14 protein-coding genes are annotated in these 19,570 nt (G+C 54.8%); 13 read left to right on the top strand and 1 reads right to left on the bottom strand.

Annotation, left to right across the window (positions count from 1 at the left end; genetic code table 11):
- From HY011_22090 to HY011_22065, 6 genes are all read left to right on the top strand, one after another.
- Positions 1–105: IS110 family transposase (locus tag HY011_22090; GenBank protein ID MBI3425625.1), on the top strand; the 105-nt coding region annotated here is incomplete at its 5' end.
- A gap of 40 nt (positions 106–145) precedes the next feature.
- The gene (locus HY011_22085) at positions 146–568 is read left to right on the top strand and encodes a DUF1801 domain-containing protein (GenBank protein ID MBI3425624.1); all 423 of its coding nucleotides are present in this window, start codon (positions 146–148) and stop codon (positions 566–568) included.
- A 54-nt stretch (positions 569–622) separates the two neighbouring features.
- A complete protein-coding gene (locus tag HY011_22080) occupies positions 623–1,981 on the top strand; it encodes an MHS family MFS transporter (protein ID MBI3425623.1) in 1,359 nt (452 codons plus the stop codon).
- Between the two features lie 473 nt (positions 1,982–2,454).
- Positions 2,455–2,901 carry a universal stress protein gene (locus HY011_22075; protein ID MBI3425622.1) on the top strand — a complete coding sequence of 149 codons (447 nt, stop codon included), beginning with the start codon at positions 2,455–2,457 and terminating at the stop codon, positions 2,899–2,901.
- Between the two features lie 5 nt (positions 2,902–2,906).
- Entirely contained in the window at positions 2,907–3,329 is a 423-nt protein-coding gene (locus HY011_22070; protein MBI3425621.1) for a pyridoxamine 5'-phosphate oxidase family protein, read from the top strand.
- 29 nt (positions 3,330–3,358) lie between these two features.
- Complete coding sequence (locus tag HY011_22065) at positions 3,359–4,165, top strand: murein L,D-transpeptidase (protein MBI3425620.1); 807 nt, start codon at positions 3,359–3,361, stop codon at positions 4,163–4,165.
- Positions 4,166–4,211: 46 nt separating this feature from the next.
- Here HY011_22065 and HY011_22060 read toward each other — a convergent pair whose 3' ends face one another.
- Positions 4,212–5,498 carry an Nramp family divalent metal transporter gene (locus tag HY011_22060; protein MBI3425619.1) on the bottom strand — a complete coding sequence of 429 codons (1,287 nt, stop codon included), beginning with the start codon at positions 5,496–5,498 and terminating at the stop codon, positions 4,212–4,214.
- 209 nt (positions 5,499–5,707) lie between these two features.
- Between HY011_22060 and HY011_22055 the strand changes: the two genes are divergently transcribed.
- From HY011_22055 to HY011_22025, 7 genes are all read left to right on the top strand, one after another.
- Complete coding sequence (locus HY011_22055; GenBank protein ID MBI3425618.1) at positions 5,708–8,404, top strand: GNAT family N-acetyltransferase; 2,697 nt, start codon at positions 5,708–5,710, stop codon at positions 8,402–8,404.
- A gap of 265 nt (positions 8,405–8,669) precedes the next feature.
- Positions 8,670–9,536, top strand: a complete 867-nt coding sequence (locus HY011_22050; GenBank protein ID MBI3425617.1) for a hypothetical protein — start codon at positions 8,670–8,672, stop codon at positions 9,534–9,536.
- Positions 9,537–9,711: 175 nt separating this feature from the next.
- The gene (locus HY011_22045; protein ID MBI3425616.1) at positions 9,712–10,590 is read left to right on the top strand and encodes a ParA family protein; all 879 of its coding nucleotides are present in this window, start codon (positions 9,712–9,714) and stop codon (positions 10,588–10,590) included.
- A 123-nt stretch (positions 10,591–10,713) separates the two neighbouring features.
- The gene (locus tag HY011_22040; GenBank protein ID MBI3425615.1) at positions 10,714–11,619 is read left to right on the top strand and encodes a ParB/RepB/Spo0J family partition protein; all 906 of its coding nucleotides are present in this window, start codon (positions 10,714–10,716) and stop codon (positions 11,617–11,619) included.
- Positions 11,620–12,076: 457 nt separating this feature from the next.
- Entirely contained in the window at positions 12,077–13,741 is a 1,665-nt protein-coding gene (locus tag HY011_22035) for a hypothetical protein (protein ID MBI3425614.1), read from the top strand.
- Positions 13,742–13,749: 8 nt separating this feature from the next.
- On the top strand, positions 13,750–15,312 hold the full coding sequence (locus HY011_22030; GenBank protein MBI3425613.1) for a glycerol-3-phosphate dehydrogenase/oxidase: 1,563 nt from the start codon (positions 13,750–13,752) through the stop codon (positions 15,310–15,312).
- Positions 15,313–15,657: 345 nt separating this feature from the next.
- Entirely contained in the window at positions 15,658–19,437 is a 3,780-nt protein-coding gene (locus HY011_22025; protein MBI3425612.1) for a TonB-dependent receptor, read from the top strand.
- Positions 19,438–19,570: the final 133 nt, after the last annotated feature.

The following is a 19,570-nucleotide window of genomic DNA, read 5'->3' as shown; positions in this document are numbered from 1 at the left end:
GCGATTATCGCGACGGCGCGCAAGTTCCTGGGGGTGATCTACCGGACGCTGAAGAACAAATGGGTGTTCGCAGACTTCCCCCATTTCGTCCTCGCCGAGGGCTAACAACCACCTCGGAGTAGACAACTCATCATAGGAGAGCTGTATGGCTGAACTCAAAACCAAAGAAACCGGGCAAAGTGTCGAAGAATTCCTCAACGCCATTGCCGATGAAACAGTACGGCAAGACTGTTTCACCCTCGCGAAGCTGATGCAGAAAGCCACCAAAGCCAAGCCCAAGATGTGGGGGCCGAGTATCGTCGGCTTTGGCGATTATCGTTATAAGTATGAGAGTGGCCGCGAGAACGATTGGTTCTATGTCGGCTTCTCACCGCGCAAACAAAACCTCGCGCTGTATGGGCTGGGGTATTTCGTGCAGCATTCCGCACTGATGCAAAAGCTGGGCAAATACAAAACAGGCAAAGGCTGCCTGTATCTCAAAACGCTCGCCGACGTTGACCTGAAAGTGCTCAAAGAATTGATTGAGCAATCGGTGGCGCATACGGCCAGTCAAAACACCGCCAAATAACCACGACGAATTTGCCCGCACCCGCGCTTCCGCCGCGCGCCGTTGGTCGCTCACATGGAAAAAACAACTGCTTCCCCTAACGATGCCGCCGCGATTCGCAAAGTCGCCTTCGCCAGTTTTGTCGGCACAACGATCGAGTGGTACGACTTTTTTCTTTACGGCACGGCCAGCGCATTGGTCTTCGGCAAGTTGTTCTTTCCGAACTTTGATCCGTTGATGGGCACGCTCGCTTCGTTCGGCACGTATGCCGTGGGTTTCATCGCGCGCCCGATTGGCGGCATCGTTTGCGGCCATTACGGCGACCGCCTCGGGCGCAAGTCCATGCTGATTTTCACGCTGTTGTTGATGGGCGTAGCGACCGCGTTGATCGGATTGTTGCCGACCTACGATCAAATCGGCGTGTGGGCGCCGGTTTGTTTGATCACGTTGCGGCTGGCGCAAGGTTTCGCCGTTGGCGGCGAATGGGGCGGCGCGGTGTTGATGGCGGTCGAACATGCCCCGGCCAGCCGGCGCGGCTTTTATGGCAGTTGGCCGCAAATCGGCGTGCCCACCGGCTTGCTGATTTCCACCTTGGTCTTCGGCTTAATCGCCAAACTGCCTGAACCGGATTTGCTAAGTTGGGGCTGGCGCGTAGCTTTTTTGCTGAGCATCGTGCTGGTCGCGGTGGGGCTATTCATACGCATGGCCGTAGTCGAACCGCCTATCTTCAAGGCGATCAAACAAGCCGGGACGGCGGCGCGCTTGCCGTTGCTGGAGACGATTCGCCAGCATCCACGCAGCTTGCTGATCGCCATGGGCGCGCGGCTCGCTGACAACGCTGCTTTTTATATTTACACCGTCTTCACCCTGACCTTTGCCACACGCCCGCAAATTGGATTCACGCGGGCGGAGATTTTGACCGCCGTTTCGTGGGGAGCGCTGGTGCAAATGATGGCGCTCCCAGTGTTCGGCTTGCTCTCAGATTTTGTGGGACGCCGCCCGGTCTATTTGTTTGGCGCCATCGGCACCGGCTTGTTTGCGTTCCCCTTCTTCTGGCTGATCGAAACCGGGCGCGTGAGTATGCTGATGCTGGCGATGTTTGTGGTGCTGGCGATTTGCCATCCGGCGATGTATGGGCCGCAAGCGAGTTTCTTTTCGGAATTGTTCGGCACGCGGGTGCGGTACACGGGCGCTTCGCTGGGCTATCAGCTTTCGTCGGTGCTGGCGGGCGGCTTGTCGCCGCTGATCGCCACCGATTTGTTGCGGCGCACCGGGCGTTCGTGGCCGATTGCGTTGTATATCGCGGGCATGGCGCTGATCACGACAATTGCCGTTTTCTGTGCGGCTGAAACTGCGCACAGCGAAATCGTCAGCTCAAAGGAGAGTGCGTCATCACCCTCACCCCCGCAGAACCAAAGTGCTCACAAGCAATAAAAAAAACAGCAACAAGTGCGAACGCGCGAGCTGTCGCAGATGTGCCGGCACTTGGCGAGCACATCAATTGGGAGACCTTTGCCAAAGAAATGCTCTCAACTCTTTATTCTCCATTCTCAATTCGTAAGCAGCGAAAAGGTTTTCGCTGCTTACGAATTGAGAATGGAGAATAAAGAATGAAGAAAGTGATCTGGCTATTTGAGTCACGGCAATTGTCCAGACGAACGCTGCGTTTCAGAAATGCGCTGCGGAAATTTCCAACTCACCCTTGCGCCATAATCCCCTGCCCTGCCCTGCCTCAAGCATGGTCAAAACCGGTGCGTTGCTGGTTGAGGATTTTTCCGCCACTCCAAACGCAGCTTGTGTAAGGGCGCTTCAATTTTGCCCGGCACACTCATTGCTGTAGCCTTAAGTAGTGGAAACTAAATGTGAAATGAACCCCCACCAAATTTCATCACCGAAAAGGAGGGCGTATGAAGATCTTATTAGCGGTTGATGGTTCGGAATGCAGCAATGCCGCCGTGGCGTCAGTCGCCGCGCGTCCGTGGCCTGCGGGCACCGAAATCAGAGTGTTATCGGCGCTGGAACTGCCGTTCGTTCCAACCCCTGAAACCTGGGCGCTGCCGGATAGTTACTATGTGCAACTCGAAGAAGCCGCGAAGGAAGCTGCCGAGAAAGCCGTCGGCGATGCAACCACGCAGCTAGAAGCGAGCGGCCTGCAAACGACGACAAGCGTCAAAACAGGTCAGGCCAAGTCTGTAATCGTGGACGAGGCCGAAAGCTGGGGCGCTGATTTGATTGTGTTGGGTTCGCACGGTTACAGCGGCTGGCAACGCTTCTGGCTGGGTTCCGTCTCGAATGCCGTCGCCTCGCAAGCCCATTGTTCGGTCGAAATCGTTCGTCAACGCAAGGAGCATTGAAACTGATGATCGGCACGCTGGCAGAACCTGTCGCCCGGCAGTTGTTAGCCAATCAAAACACCGGACGGTTGGGCTGTTGTTTGCATAATGAACCCTACGTGGTGCCGGTACATTACTTGTTTGAAGGCGAGTCAATCTATCTGCATTCCCTGCCCGGTCGAAAGATCGAGATGCTGCGCGCCAATCCGCGCGCGTGTTTGCAGATAGATGCGATTGAAGACGACTATCACTGGCGCAGCGTGATCGCCTACGGCAACTACGAAGAGATTACGGCGGCGGATGAGCGGGAATTTTGGTTGGCAAAGTTGTATCAGGAGTTGCCGCATTTATCGCCCGTCGAATCCATGATGGGCAAGGATGCTCCGCCCTGTATCGTTTTTCGAATACGCCTGACCGCTGTGACAGGCGTATTCGAAAAATGGGTCTGAGTGCGATGCAAAAACGGCGCTGGCCAGAGTTGAAGTTGAGGTCGCTCGTCAGCGCGGGATTGCTTGGCGCGATGCTGCTTTCGACCTTACAGGCGCAAACGATTCCGCCAACGGTAAAAACTACGCCCAGCCCGGCACCGGTTCATCCTGCCACTCCCACGCCAAAACCAACTCCCAAATTGAATGTCCGCCCCAAGTTAAGCGAAGCAGAGGTGAATGAAGCGAAAACCCTCCTCAGCAACTTGGGGTATTGGCTACAACCTGAAGCAACGGGACAGGACGCATCGTTGCGTCACGCGCTGACAGCCTTTCAAAAAGTCGAAGGCCGCGCACGCACAGGCGTGTTGACGAATGAAGAGTTGCAGTTACTTCGACAAGCGCAACGCCCCAAGGCGCTGGAACCAACCCACAGTCACATCGAGATTGATTTGCCGCGCCAAGTCTTGTTTGTCGTTGATGCGACCGGCGCGGTGCAGCGCATTCTGCCGGTTTCAACCGGTTCCGGCGCGCTGTTTACGCAGGGAGGCCGCACACGCCGCGCGGTCACGCCCACTGGCAGATTCAAAGTGCGGCGCAAAATCGCGGGCTGGCGCAAGAGTGATTTGGGGTTGCTGTATTACCCCAGCTACATCTTCGCGGGTGTAGCGATTCATGGGAATCCCGCGGTGCCCGCCACGCCCGCCAGCCACGGTTGCATTCGCATTCCCATCTTTGCGGCCAAGGAGTTTTTTGAATTGACGCCGGTTGCGACTGAAGTTTTGATCCATGGCGATAAGGCCGTGAACATCACTACGACGGGGCCTTGCAAATTGCCGGATGACAAATCCAAAAAGTGACGGCGGCTAAATCTGGTCACTTCCCTGCCCCACGCGCACAGCGCAACTAAATCAGTAACAAACCAATGCTCGCGAACGCCATCAGCGCCGTTGTCAGCCAACCTAACCAACGCAACCAACCAGGATTGACGCGCTTCCCCATCACGCGTGGGTCACTCGTCAGCAGCACGATCAGAATCAGCAACGGCGGCGCGAGCACGCCATTCACAATGGCCGCGATGAACAACATCCGCACCGCGTTGAAGCGCATGTAATCCAACGCCAGCCCCAGCAGGACGGCGGCGGCCACGACGGCATAGAATTTAGCGGACGCGCGCGGGCGATCATTCAAGGAACCGCGCCAGTGCAAGGCTTCGGCGATTGCATAAGCCGCGGAACCGGCCAGCACAGGCACGCCCAACATGCCGGTGCCGATCAAACCAATCGTGAAGAGCAAATAGGCGGCATTGCCTGCCAGTGGCCGCAATGCTTCCGCCGCCTGGCGGGCCGTTTCGATGTGATGTTGGCCCGTCTGATGTAAGGTCGCACCAGTGGTCAGGATGATGAAGTACATCACAACCCCGGCGAAAAACATGCCGGAAAAGACATCGTCACGCGCCGCTTTCAATTCCAGATCGGTCGCCCCGCGCCGCATAGCCAAGGTCTTGCGCCCCAGGGCGCGCTCCTCTTCGACTTCCTGGGCGGCCTGCCAAAAGAACAAGTACGGCGAGATGGTGGTGCCCAGGATGGCGATGAACGTGGCCACGTATTCGGCGTTCCATTCAAGGTGCGGCACGAAGGTCGCGCGCAGCACCGCGCCCCATTGCGGCTTAGCCAGGAAGGCTGCAATCACGTAGGCAAACAGCACCAGCGTCAGCCATTTGAAAACTCTGGCGATATGCCGATAGCTGGAAAAGATCAGCAAGAGGATGATCGCGGCGGCGAAGAACGGCAGCCACACATAGGCGCGCCAGCCCGTCAGCATTTCCATCGCCGCCGCCATCCCGCCCAAATCGGCGGCGATGTTGACGACGTTGGCGACGACCAGCAAAGCACACGCTCCCCAGAGCACCCAACGCGGATAACGTCGCCGGATCACTCCCGCCAAACCCAAACCGGTCACCAAGCCCAAGCGCGCGCACATCAATTGCACGGCGGCCATCAGTGGAAACGAAAACAACGCCAGCCATAATTGCGAATAACCAAAGGCCGCGCCTGCGACGGAATAGGTCGAGATGCCGGATGGGTCATCATCGGCGGCGCCAGTGATCAAGCCGGGACCTAATTCGGCAAAGAAGCGCCGCACACGTCCGGGCGGATGCTTGGAAGCAATTTGCTGGTTTGGATGATCCATACGATTTGTTCTAACTGAAGCACACAGCCGGCACAATGACAATTAGGCTAATTCCCTGCCCTGTCATTGCGGCATTTCGCTTAAGACGCAGTGCGCGGCAAGGCTGATGCCGTGAATTATCGCTTCCTTTACGGGCATTCGATTTGCCGAATGAGTCGCTTACTGGCGAAGATGGGGATTCTCCCGCACTTATTAACGAAGGTTTCGATATGCAAAACAATACGCCGCCCACCATCAAATTTTCACCCGAATTTACCCGCGACTTTTTATTGCGTGACGGCGCGTTGCTACGCGTGCGGGCGCTTCGTGTAGAAGATCGTGACAAGCTGAGGGCTTTGTATGATCGCTGTTCACCCGAAACATTGCGCTATCGGTTTCTTTATTCGATCAAAACGCTTTCCGACACGATGCTCGACCGTTTGATCAACGTTGACGGCGCGCAAAACCTCGCGCTGGTGATAACAATGGGCGAAAACAACGACGAGCGCATCGTGGCGGTGGGCCGTTATCAGACGATTGAGGAGCGTCCCGAAGTCGCCGAGGTTTCATTTCTGGTCGAAGACGCGTTGCAGCGCCGTGGTATCGGCACCCAATTGCTGGACACACTGGCGGAACTGGCGCGCCTGCACGGTCTGACACGCTTTGCGGCGGATGTATTGACCGACAATCGCCTGATGCTGTCGGTCTTTCGCAAAGCTGGTTATGGCTTATCAGGTTCGACCAGCTACGGCGTGACGCACCTGGAATTCCCGATTGCCCAGACCGAATTGATGCGCGCCCGTGCCGAGGCGCAAGAAGCCGAGGCCGAACGCGCGTCGTTACGCGCCGTGCTCGCGCCGCAATCCATCGCCGTCATTGGCGCCAGCCGCAATCAAAAATCCGTGGGCGGCGCGCTCTTTCGGAACTTGGTGCGCTGGGGCTTTCAAGGCGTGATTTATCCGGTCAACCCGACGGCTAAATCGGTCGCGGGCGTGCGGGCCTACGCCAGCATCGCCGCAGTGCCCGAAATACCTGAACTCGCTTTCATCACCGTGCCGGCTCAGGCCGTCCTCGAAGCCGCGCGCCAGTGTGCGGCGGTAGGCGTGCGCGCGCTCTGTGTGCTGTCAGCCGGGTTTGCTGAAGCAGGGCCAGACGGAAAAACCGCGCAGGCGGAATTGCTCAGCATCTGCCGCGCTTCGGGCATGCGTTTGGTCGGGCCGAATTGTCTGGGCATGGTCAATGCCGCTGGCAATGTCCGCATGTTGGGGACGTTCGCGCCGATGGAACCGTCTGAAGGTAATCTGGCGATGAGTTCGCAATCCGGCGCGTTGGGGTTGGCCCTCATCAACCAAGCCAAAGAATACGGCTTGGGCATCTCTTCGTTCGTCAGCACAGGCAACAAAGCTGACGTGTCCGGCAACGACCTGTTGCAGTATTGGGAGGCAGACGAAGCGACGGATGTCATCTTGCTCTATCTGGAAAGCTTCGGTAATCCGCGCCGGTTTGCGCCGATTGCCCGGCGTGTCGCGCGCAGCAAACCCATCGTCGCCGTCAAATCCGGACGCACTGCCGCTGGCGCACAAGCCGCTTCGAGTCATACCGCCGCCCTCGCCAGTTCTGATCGCGCGGCGGACGCGCTGTTTGCCCAGACAGGCATCATTCGCGTGGATACCTTGCACGAATTTTTCGCTGTGGCGCGCCTGCTCGCGCAACAACCTATTCCCGCAGGCAATCGCGTCGGCATTCTGACGAACGCGGGCGGCCCCGCCATTCTGGCGGTTGATGCGGCGGAAGCGGCGGGCTTGAAAGTGCCGACTCTGAGCGCTGCCACACAAGCCAAATTGCGCGCCGTGCTGCCGGCGGCGGCGTCTGTCAACAATCCGGTTGATATGATTGCCAGCGCCACACCGGAACATTACCGCGACTGCCTGGACGCGCTTTGCGACGAACCGGATTTGGATGCATTGCTGGTGATCTTCATACCGCCGCTGGTTACGCCCTCCACTGAAGTCGCGCAGGTGATCAGTGAAGTCGTGAGCCAACGCGCAACACAACTCAAGCCCATTGTGGCGGTCTTTTTAGACCCGGCCGCCAACCTCACGGCAATTCAGGCAGGCACGCGCAAAGTCCCCGTCTTCAACTTTCCCGAAAGCGCTATGGTTGCTTTGGGCGCGGCTGCAAGTTACGGCACCTGGCGGGCGCAACCCGCAGGAAAACTCGTCCCCACCGAACTAGACCGCGCCAGCTTGGAAGAGGTTTTACAACGCAACGGCGCTGGCTGGCTTCCCTCCCCCGAAGCTGCTCAGTTATTGCGCGCCGCCGGGATTGAATCGCTCAATGCCGTCACCGTGCGCTCTGCGGCAGCGGCCCAAACAGCGGCACAACAGTTGGGCCGCCCGGTTTCGCTCAAAATCGTTGAACCGGCAATCTTGCATAAATCCGATGTCGGCGGCGTGTTACTCAACATCCCGCCGTCTGAAGCCGCTGCGGCGTATGAACGATTGGCAGCCCAACTCGCCGAGCGCGGCATCAGCTTACAGGCTGCCAGCCTGATGCCGATGGCTCAACCGGGTGTCGAAGTCCTAGCCGGAATCACGACCGATCCAGTCTTCGGCCCGCTCGTGGCCTTTGGCTCCGGAGGCGTCCTGGTCGAATTGCTGAACGACATCGTGTTTCGCGTTTTACCCCTCACAGATCGTGATGCAGCCGCAATGATTCATGAAACACGTGCCGCGCGTTTACTGAAAGGCTATCGCGGCACCCCGCCAGCAGACATAGCCGCTTTGGAACAAGTACTCTTGAAATTAGGCGCGCTGGCTGAATCCACACCACGCATCGCTGAAATTGATCTAAATCCCGTGATCGTTCACCCCACAGGGCAAGGATTATCGTTAATTGACGCCAGAGTGCGATTGCTTGCGCAATGATTGAGTGAACGCCCAGTAATGGACGCCAATAGTGCTGGAACATCCCTACTCCAGCCAGCTTTTTTCTTCCTGAAAGTTCGCTGTTGATGATGTTCCGAATGAATTGGCCAGCCAGCCCTGTGCTGACGCAACTTCCATCGTAAGTTCTCTGCCCTACTTTCCTGGCATTGGGTTGATCTTCTCAACCCAATTGGCGATTATTACCTTTCTAAAGGGCAAAATTACTTCCTAAAAAATTCGTTTGTTTCACAAACACCAGGTCGAGATGAGTCAATCCAGACGACAACGACAATTTGATCACTTGGCAACACCAGCGGGCATTCGCAGTGTCTTGAAACAGTTGGGTGAGGCCGCGCCAAATCTCATTCCTACGGACGAAAATCAGCTTATCTCGTTGCTGAATGCCGTCAGGTACTCGCTAAGAAAACCCCAGGCCGGATCTCACAGAGGGCGACCTTCCCATTGGTCACTAGAGCAAATTGAACAAGCAAAGGCTTCATTACACACGATACTTGAGCGCGAAACAAAAGGCCGGGTTTCACTGCAAACCTTTATCAGCCAGCACTTACGCCATCTGACTTACCCGCCGGAAGTGGTCGAAGCTCTGCACGATGGAAAAATCAATAAACAGGAAGCAACCGCTTTGGCCCGCCTGGACGGCGATCGCTTACAAATTACCAAAGAGCAAGCACAGCTTTTGCGCCAAGAGCTATTGAAAAGCCATTTGAATGCGCAAGGATCACAAAACCAGCTTCGTACCCGAATTAAAGAGCTGCTCGGCGAAAATAACCTCTTTACTCGTGAAACACTTGCTTTAGGCATGATGAAAACCGATTCCCTGCTCGAACTGAATCGGCAGGATGTAAAACATGTCTTCTTCGAAACTATGCGCGATCTTTTTTACGCCATCCGGAATTTGAAGCCTGAGGACTTGCGTGATGAGGACATCACAGACTTTATGGAAGCTGCTGATGTGCTAGCCAACAGATTGAAGACCATCGAATTGCGTATCTTGCAGCGGCGGCATCATTCAAAACAGCAATTTGAGAACACCAGCACGCCACAACAAAAAGGCAAGCTCAAAATCTTCACTGATCCCGATACAGGACAGGTAACTTACAAGTTCAGCTAAATTTACTGTGTTTCGCTTGAGTTGATTTGTTAGCTTTCAAGTGATGATTCCGGGCACTTTTACTAATTAAATCCTTAGTTGCCCTTCCAGCTAAAAACCACTAGCATCGTAGTGCTATCTGCACTATACTTCGACCTAAGCCTAACTCAAAACAAGTTTCTAATTTGGAGATCGAATGACTACAAGTATTCTTACGATTGCTAACCTCAAAGGCGGAGTCGGCAAGACAGCCTCGGTTGTCAACATTGCAGCTTCCTATGCACAAATGGGTAAAAAGGTTCTGGTCATTGATATGGACCCCCAAGGCGACGCCACTGGTTATTTCGGTGCCGAGGAAGCAGCCATTGCCCAAAATAAACACATGGCCACAGCCATAAGTGAGAACCTATCCTTAGAAGACATTCGCCTGCCGACGATGGTCGAGGGTGTGGATATTTTGGCGGGCACGCGCGACTTGCGCGATATTCAAAAAAAGATGGAAGGCGATATTGACCAGCATCTTTTGCTTGATTCCCTGCTGAAAAGTAAGCAGCTCAAAAATTATGACATCATTCTCATTGACACTCACCCCAGCGAAGATTGTTTGCTGGTTTCAGCACTCTACAGTGCGCATTATTACCTGATTCCGCTCTTCCCTGAACGTCGCACCAGCAATGCCGTGTCAACGATGATTACCTTTGCCGGCAAACTACGGCGGTTAAATCCAATGTTGATGCTACTGGGATGTATCATCACCAAGTTTGATCGAAAATCCGCGACGCACGTGCGCTTTGAAAGCGTGTTACGCGAGGGCAGCAAACAAGGTAATATCCGTATTTTCGAGTCGGTCATTCCAGCTTCTACGGCTGTGCAAGGCTCTGAATCTGCTGAGCAGCCCCTCATCAACTACAAGCCCAATGCCCGTGTAACCATTGCTTATTCAGCACTGGCAGGTGAGATTTTACCCGGGCTGCGCGGGAAGCGTCAGGGTAAAGTGCCGCAACCCAACGTGGCCGCGATTGCTTTAATCCCGGATGATTTTGAGATTGAAGTGGCCGACGAAATCGAGATGTAAGACTCGCTTGCCAACGCGTTGGCAAGCGGTTTGTCAAGCTGAGGCAGATCAGTTCACTTCTTGGAATTGCCAACGCGTTGGCAATAATCCCCTGCTAGGCACGTTTTGACGTAGGTATTGTTTATGAAAAGCAAAAAAATCGCTTCTTCTGCCGAAGAAATGAGAGCGCGCTTGTTCAATCCCGCAACCCAATCTCAGGCGGCTGAATTACCGCCAGACCGGCTAAAGGCGTACTTAGATTATGTGGGAAAAACCGTTACGGTACCACTGGATTTAATTCTGATTGAAGACAATGTGCGGAAACAAGTTGATACCAATTCGCCTAAGTTTCAGGAATTGGTCGAATCAATCAAACGCGAAGGATTATTGCAAAACCTTGTCGTGGATGTGAGAACTGGCGCTTCGGGAACCTATCTATCGTGCGTTTCGGGGCAAAGGCGTTTGCTGGCCGCCAAAATTGCGGGAGTTGAAAAAGCCGTTTGTTTATTGAAGCAATATAGCGAAGGAGACCGTGTTTCAATCGGACTCACCGAAAACTTGGTACGCCAGGACTTACACTGTATTGATGTGGCTGACGGTTACGCCGAACTACACCGTGCCGGTTGGTCAGAAGAGGAAATTGCCGACCGCTTTGAACGTGGCCAACGAACAATTCACCGTTATTTACTCATTGCCGCTTGGCCTGAGGATGTAAAACAAAAAATCCGTGCTAACCCAGACCTGTTTACCACGCGAGTCATCTTCAATGATTTTGTGTCGCGCGGGTTTGCCAATGATGCGGAATTGCAAGCGGCTGTAGATGCCAAAATCACGAACTCGCTTCAAAAAACTATTTCGAACGCATCTATTAACAAATCAAACCAGCGCACCAGCCTGACTCAGGAAACGCGCCATGGGATCAAGATGCTAGGGGATAAATTGCAAACAAGTATCAAAGTGAAAACCACCGGCGATAAAGGCCGTTTGGAAATAGCCTTTGTCACGGAAGCTGAACTGCGCCGGTTGCTGGAATTGTTAGTTGTCAATTGACATCAGCTTGCCAACGCGTTGGCAAGCTGTGAATAAGCTTTTGGCGGGATTTATTATCCATCAAAAGTGCCCTAGCACCGGCAAACCACAGCGCTAATCAAATTTATGACTACACAATGGAGTAAAGCAGATAAACGCGAGCAAAACCTGCCGGTTGACCAGCAGGCCAAATGAGGCACTTACGATTAGCCAAGCGGGCACTTACGCTGGTTGTTATCAGGCACTTACGTTGGCTACAAGTCACTTACGAAATACAATTTTTGCACTTACAGTAGACGATGACGGGCACTTTGAATTGGCATGAAGGGCACTTTGACAAGACAACTAGGGCACTTTCGCTGGACAATTTTTCAATTAACTCCTGTTATTTCAAAACTTAGTTATGCAGGACATGATATGACGTCATGACCTAAATGATATGACATTACGACCTTTGGTTGTGTAACGATTGGTATTTATGGGATCCAATGCCAAAACCGCAGCGCTCAAACATGCGCATCCGGTGGTATTTCAAGAGATAAATTTCAATTCAGACCCGAGTGACCCGGCTAACTTAATTCCGCTTGAGGTGATTCGAACTGAAAATGTCATTAGTAAATTCCCGGTGCATAATCTCGCCAAAACCGGGCGAGTGAATATCAAACTGACCCGTAAGCGGCAAGACGGGGATGTTGAATTCCATTGGGAGGTGACTTACAACGAAAAATATGGTGAGGCTAAGCAGTTGGCCTATCAAATAGATACCCTCATTATTGCCAAGCGAATTTACGACCTGTTCGAATCAAGCCAGCCCATCCCCCAAATTATTCCAATCGGCAGCCTTTATCAGATTTGCCAGGAATTGGGGATGAACCCACAATCAGGAAAGAATAAAAACAACGTCAAACGGGCGCTAGGCCAGAATGCCGGCGCGTTTATAGACGCCAAAGTTACTTACAAGGACAAGGCAGGAGAGGAGCGGCGGCTGAATGCCCAATTTTCTCGCTATGCTGTTGTGCACCGTGACCAAAAGCTCCCGGATGGTCGGCGGGCAGATCAAGTCTATATTGTTTTGCAGCCGATCTATCACGAGGTCTTGAATAATGCGCGCTGGCGTCCGCTCAATTTTACCTACCTCAAGGAGCTACCTCCTGGCGCCCAGCGCTGCTACGAAATTATCTCAACGCGAATTTTTGCGGCGATTAAATATGGCCACGCCAGCGCGGAACTGAGCTATTCGGATTATTGCGCCTTTAGCGCCCAAACACGGCAGTCCAGCTATAAACCGTTTCGCGCGCAAATGGATCATGTTCACAAACCGCATCTGATTTCGGGGTATCTGGATAAGGTCGAATACCGGCAAACGGTTGATGCCGAGGGGGGCATTGATTGGATCATCGTTTATTTTCCTGGCTTAAAGGCCCGCGCGGAGTTCGCCTATTTCAATCCCCGGCTGGAAGGCGCGCGCAATCCCAAGCTATTGGAAGGCGCGACGACCTCGGTAAAGCAGGGCGTAAAGCAAAATCGCAAACTGGCGCAGCGGCTTTCCAGCAAGTTGAAAAATGAGCCGGATAGGGAACTGACGTTCAACCCGCAAACCGTAGCGCTGGTGCGTTACTTTCATCAACGGCTGCGCGACGTGCAAACCGATTACGAACCAAACCGCCGTGAATTGGAGCAGGCGCTGCAATTGTTATGTGATTATGGCGAAGAAGCCGCCCGTTTCCTGGTGGATTTTGCGCTTGAAGAAGCCCCCAAAACGAAATTTGATATGCAGGTTTTCGGCGCCGTGCTGGTTTACGAAAAGCGGGCGATGAGCCGCTTCCGCAAACGAACTGACACGGCCCAAGCTGAGCTTTTTGCGGCGGCAGAGCAGGGAAGTGAGCGGCCTGAAATGATCAGCGACATGGCGCAATCCGCGGCGCTCAAATACGCTTTGGTGGAAGCCCCTGATCCTATCGAAGAGTTGTACGCCACGCTTGATCCGGCGGAACGCGCCGCGTATCGGCAGCGCGTGGAAGGCGAGATCAAGGCGAAAGTCGGTGAACGCTTCGATTGGCTTTGGGACGAATCGGTGCGCGAAGCCACTTTGAAAGCCAATATCCTGCGTTTGATCGCTGATGAAAAGCTCTTGTCGGAGTAAAGTTCTCTATGATACGTCGAGAGATGTTGAGCCGCGTTGCCGCCCGCCGCGCACCCTGGGACATGATTATCATTGGAGGTGGTGCAACAGGCGCAGGTTGCGCGGTAGATGCTGCCGCGCGCGGCTATGAAGTCTTGTTGCTGGAACGCCATGATTTCGGCAAGGGAACTTCGAGTCGCAGCACCAAGCTTGTGCACGGCGGCGTGAGGTATTTAGAACAAGGCAACATTTCGTTGGTGATGGAAGCCTTGCGCGAACGTGGTCTATTGCGCCAAAACGCGCCGCATCTGGTGAGTGACTTAGCTTTTGTCGTGCCCAGCTACGAATGGTGGGAGGCGCCGTTTTATGGTTTGGGGCTGAAAATCTACAACTTGCTTTCCGGTCGTTATGGTTTTGGCACTTCCCAAATTTTGTCAAAAGAAGAGACTTTGGCGCGCTTGCCAACAATCCGGCAGGAGGGCTTGCGCGGCGGGGTGATTTATTTTGACGGGCAATTCGATGACGCGCGTTTACTGATCAACCTTGTGGCTACTGCGGCGGAACAAGGAGCCACCGTCCTCAATTACACTTCCGTTGTGGGGCTTACGCGCGATGAAGAAGGCTTCGTCAATGGCGTAGTGGCGTGTGATGTAGAGGGCGGGGAAGAGTTCGTGGCCCAGGCGCGCGTCGTGATCAATGCCACGGGCGCGTTTAGTGACAGCGTTCGCCGCCTGGCGGATGAAAACGTGGAGCCATTGATTGCGCCGAGCCAGGGCATCCATCTGGTTTTCGACCAGTCATTCTTGCCCGGGTCGAGCGCGATCATGGTGCCGCACACCGACGATGGGCGCGTGATGTTTGCCATTCCCTGGCACGGCCACACGCTCGTCGGCACGACCGATACGCCAATCCCTGAACCCGAAATCGAACCCAAGCCGCTGGCCCAGGAAATCGAATTCATATTGACGACCGCCAGCCACTATCTCAGCAAAGTCCCAACACGCGCGGACATCTTGAGCGTGTTCGTCGGCATTCGTCCCTTAGTCAAAGTCGGCAATGCCGCGAGCACGGCGGCGTTATCGCGCGATCACACGTTGCACATTGATCAATCGGGTTTGTTGACGATAACGGGCGGCAAATGGACGACCTATCGCCACATGGCGGAAGATTGCATCAATCAGGCCGCGATGCTCGCCAAACTGCCGGAAAAAGCCTGTCAAACCGAACGCCTCAACATCCACGGATTTCATCAGCACTCGGAAAAGTTCGGCGCGTTGGGGGTGTATGGCTCTGATGCTCCCGCCATTCAGGATTTGATTCGCAATGATTCCAGCCTGGGGGAACTGCTGCATGCCGATTTGCCTTATTGCGCGGCAGAAGTGATTTGGTCAGTCCGCCAAGAACTCGCGCGCAATGTGGAAGACATCCTCGCGCGCCGCACGCGGGCGTTGTTTCTCAATGCCAAAGCCGCTTGTGCGATGGCGCCGCGTGTCGCCGAATTGATGGCTTCAGAATTAGGGCAGGGAAGAGGCTGGCAAGTCCGGCAAGTCAGCGATTTTTTGAACTTGGCGAAACAGTACAGCGTGGATTGAAGGCAGCCCTCCAGGTAGAACTGAGCCAATGGTAAAACCACTTGCTTATCAAAGCGGAGTGCATATAATTCGCCCGCAGTTTCTCGACTGGTTGAATACCCCAGACCCCACGAACATCAAATAATTTACGGCAGGCGCGATGCTGGGCGAACCAATGCCGAAGCTGGGTTTGGGCAAACCTACAAAAAAAAGATCACACAATTTATTTCAAGACGCTGAGTTGGTTGGATTGCTGCTCAAAGAGCACGCGTTAGCCAAGCCACGTGCATGCTTGACATACCCCGGAGGTTCTCAATGCACCATCAACATCTTCTTCAGCAGGGCTGTCGGCGAGGTTTGACCTTGTTGTTCATATTGTTTTTTTGCGCGACAGCGAGCTACAGCCAGTCCGCCGCCGGTGGCGGGGCGATTCAAGGCAATGTGAAAGACGCCACCGGCGGCGTTATTCCCGGCGCGCACGTCATCATCACCAACACCGCAACGGGCGTCGTCACCAATACGGTTTCAAACAGCGAAGGCTATTTCACCACGCCCTCCATCACGATTGGCAAATACAAAATTCGCGTCGAAGCGTCGGGCATGAAAGCCTGGCAAGGTGAGTTGCTGGTGGAAACCGGGCGCACGGCTGAACTGAGTGCCGTGCTCACCGTGGGCCAGGTTTCGGAAACGGTGATCATCGAAGGGAACATCACGCCACTGGTGAATGTAACCGATTCGGCGGAAGGCGCGACGCTCGATTCCAAACGCATCGAGGAATTGCCGGTCAATGGCCGCAATATCAACACGCTGCTCGAAGACGTCACACCCGGCGTCGAAGCCATCAACGATGTCAACGGCGGTGTGCGCATCGCGGGGCTGATGGTCTATTCAACCAACTTCACGCAGGATGGCGCGTCCACCAACAACCGCGAATTCGGCGGTTCAGGCATCGTCGCCGGCTTGGAAGCCATCGCTGAAGTAAAGGTCGAAACCAGCACATCGTCGGCGCGGTACAGCACACCGACTTCGGTCATCATCACCACCAAGGGCGGCAGCAATAAGGTGCACGGTTCGCTGTTTGAAACGCACCGCAACAATGCCTTCGGTGTGGCGCGCGCGCGGCAGGACGTGTTGGTCGGCGCTGATTACAAAATCCCCAAATTGATTCGCAACGAATTCGGCGGCTCTATCGGCGGGCCGGTGATCCTGCCGACCTTCGGTTTGAATGGCAAAGGCTGGTACAACGGCAAGAATCGCACGTTCTTTTTCGTGTCCAGGGAAGGGAATCGGTTGCGGCAGGGCATTACGCGCGAATTTGTCGTCCCGACAGCGGCGATGCGCAATGGCAATTTCAGCCAGCTTTACGACAGCCTCGGTCGCTTGCAAGTGCTCTACGATCCGCAAACCACGCGCATCGAACGTATCAACAACCGCGACATCGCCGTGCGCGATCCGTTTCCCAACAATCAAATCCCGCTCAATCGCCTCAGCCCGCTCGCCAAACGCATGTTCGCGCTGACGCCGTTGCCCAATGACATCACCAATCCGCTGGTCGCCAACAACCTGAAAATGCCGGTGGCCACCAATGCCTTTCCCAACCGCAATGACGACCCGACCTCGGTGCGCATTGATCATCGCTTCACTGAAAAAGACAACTTCTTTATCAAGGCCAGTGGCGGACGCATCTATTCCAACTTCCTGGGCACCGCCACGAACAATGGCGCGCCGACCGCCAACCAGGAAGCGAACGTAACCTATTTGCCGATGGCGGGCATTCAAGGCGCCATGAGTTGGACGCACACCTTTTCGCCGGCCTTCTTTGTCGAAACGCTGTTTAGCCGCAACTGGCAAAGCACGCGCACCATTGCCGGCCCGGTGGATAATCAGAAAGACTATGCAAAAGAGTTGGGCCTGCCCAATCCCTTTGGCGAAATCGGGTTTCCCATTCTGGCCAACATGGGTTTCACGACCGCGCCTGCTAACAATTACACCTATCAGGAAGGCGACAATCGGCGCGCGCTTTACAGCATCATCAGTCACCTCGAACAGAACTACACCTGGGTGAAGAAGCGGCACAACATTCAATTTGGCGGCAGCTTTCACAACGAACGGCAGCACCTGTTGCCCGATCAAGGCGCGATTTCGGGCGCGGCGAATTTCAATTCGCTGGCGACCGCGTTGCACTCTTCGACTTCCGGCAGCGCGACGACACCCGCCGCCGTGGCGCAAACAGGCTATGACACGGCCAATTTCTTTTTGGGCCACGCCAGCACCTACACCGTTGGCATCAAGCGCGGCTTCATGCAGGTTTACGAAAAGAAATTCGCTTTCTATGCGCAGGATAGCTATCGCGTCACCAAGCGCCTGACCTTTACGCCGGGCTTGCGCTGGGACATGAACCCGGCCTTCCACGAACGCAACGGCCAGCTCAGTGGCTTCGACGTGAAAAACCATGCTTTGCTGTTGCCCGAACCGATTGATTACTACTACAAGCTCGGGGCGACGACGCCCAAATTGGTTTCGCTCTATCAGGGCGTGGGCGTCAAATTTGAAAGTGCTGCCGAAGCAGGACGATCAAAGAACCTATTCAAAAACAATCTGATTGACCTCAGTCCGCGCGCCTCGTTTGCCTATCGCCTGTTCGATGGGAACCGGCAGATGGTCTTCCGTGGCGGTTACGGCATTTACACTTCGGCATTGCCGATGCGCACGCTGCTGGCGCAGTTCTCTGGCCTGTTGCCCTTCCGCGCGAATCTGCAATACGCGCCGAATAACTCGGCCTTCGCGCCCGGCCAAACCAATTCGTTGCTGATTACCAAACCAACAGTCATCGCGGGCCTCAACAGCGCCAACGTGGTTGAACTCGACAGCACGGGCACGCTGGGACGTGGTCAATCGGTGGTCGGCATGGACGAGAACCAGCCGAGCCTGCGCATTCACGAATGGAATCTGGCTATCGAGAAACAACTCTCGAAGAGCACCGTCTTCCGCATCACCTACACCGGCAAACACGGTGTCAATGCCGACCAGTTGTTCGAGATCAATCCGCAACCCAGCGATTTCGTCTATTACTCGCTGACCAATCAACCCAAGCCGACCGGGACCTTCGCCAATGTGGCGTTGCGCATCTACGACCAGAACGCCTACACGTCGGTGCGCATTCTGCAAAAGAGCGGCTTCATCAATTCGTCCACCTGGACGGCGCAGATCGAGCGGCGCTTCAACAAAGGCCTCGGCTTCCAAGCGTATTACACGCTGACCAACGCCTTGCGCGAGGCAGGGAACTCGTTCCGCGATGATGTGGCGACGACTTATTCACCCGCCGTTTATCTGCCGAACACGGTGCCGACGGATACGGACAAGCTCAACCGCGCGCTGTTTTATGATCGTGATTTAGCGATTCCGAAACATCGCGTGCGTTGGAATTGGAACTACGATTTGCCCTTTGGCAACGGGCAGAAATTTATCGGCAATGCGAACCGCTTCATGCAGGGTTTGCTTGGCGGCTGGAAAGTCTCCGGCACCGGCACCATCCTCAACACCTGGTTCGCGCGTCCGACCAACAACTGGGGCGAGTTCGGCGCTTTTGAAAAGTACGGCACGAAATACAAGATCGAAGATTGCCGCGCGACGCCGACGGGGGCAACGAGCAAGGCCCAGGAACGCTGCACGCCGGGTTACTTGTATTTCAACGGCTACATCTCGCCAGTGGTCATCAACCGTGTCAACACGGCGGGCGTGCGCACGGGCGTCTTTGGCATCCCGGACAATTACAAACCGGCGCAAAAGCCGATCAATGCTTATCCGAATCTTGATCCGAATAACACGGCTGACACCAACAATGTCGCGATCACTTTGGCGACTGGCACGCGGCAGATTATCGCTTACGACACAGGCTATCACCCCTGGCGTAACCAATATGAACGCGGGCCATTCAACTGGGTGATGGATGCGTCCATGCTCAAGGAATTCAGGTTCAAGGAACGGCTCAAGCTGCGCGTCAATTTGGACGTCTTCAACATCTTCAACATTCAGGGACTGAATGTGCCCAACGCCGAAGGCATCGCCAGTCTGGCGAGTTCCTACGGCGCGGTGAATGGCTTCAAACCGCGTCAGATGCAAGGCACCTTGCGGCTGACTTGGTAAACAGGGCAGGGAAGTCGGGCTATTTATGCTTGATCGGTTTTTACGTGTGCCGTAGAGCGCAAAGCAGCCGGGACGGTATCGCGCGCGTGAGCAAGCGGTGCGTCAAGGCTGGCGCACTGAGACAGTGGCGTAG

Source organism: Acidobacteriota bacterium (assembly GCA_016196035.1).
Classification (GTDB): Bacteria; Acidobacteriota; Blastocatellia; order RBC074; family RBC074; genus JACPYM01.
The sequence above is the reverse complement of the archived record's forward strand: the minus strand, read 5'-3'. Positions and strand labels throughout refer to the sequence as shown.

Excerpts from the sequence above, each read along its gene's own strand:
- HY011_22055 (MBI3425618.1), top strand. The coding sequence starts at position 5,708 with ATGCAAAACAATACGCCGCCCACCATCAAATTTTCACCCGAATTTACC.
- HY011_22035 (MBI3425614.1), top strand. The coding sequence starts at position 12,077 with ATGGGATCCAATGCCAAAACCGCAGCGCTCAAACATGCGCATCCGGTG.
- HY011_22080 (MBI3425623.1), top strand. The coding sequence starts at position 623 with ATGGAAAAAACAACTGCTTCCCCTAACGATGCCGCCGCGATTCGCAAA.
- HY011_22030 (MBI3425613.1), top strand. The coding sequence starts at position 13,750 with ATGATACGTCGAGAGATGTTGAGCCGCGTTGCCGCCCGCCGCGCACCC.
- HY011_22075 (MBI3425622.1), top strand. The coding sequence starts at position 2,455 with ATGAAGATCTTATTAGCGGTTGATGGTTCGGAATGCAGCAATGCCGCC.
- HY011_22070 (MBI3425621.1), top strand. The coding sequence starts at position 2,907 with ATGATCGGCACGCTGGCAGAACCTGTCGCCCGGCAGTTGTTAGCCAAT.
- HY011_22085 (MBI3425624.1), top strand. The coding sequence starts at position 146 with ATGGCTGAACTCAAAACCAAAGAAACCGGGCAAAGTGTCGAAGAATTC.
- HY011_22040 (MBI3425615.1), top strand. The coding sequence starts at position 10,714 with ATGAAAAGCAAAAAAATCGCTTCTTCTGCCGAAGAAATGAGAGCGCGC.
- HY011_22045 (MBI3425616.1), top strand. The coding sequence starts at position 9,712 with ATGACTACAAGTATTCTTACGATTGCTAACCTCAAAGGCGGAGTCGGC.
- HY011_22050 (MBI3425617.1), top strand. The coding sequence starts at position 8,670 with ATGAGTCAATCCAGACGACAACGACAATTTGATCACTTGGCAACACCA.
- HY011_22060 (MBI3425619.1), bottom strand. The coding sequence starts at position 5,498 with ATGGATCATCCAAACCAGCAAATTGCTTCCAAGCATCCGCCCGGACGT.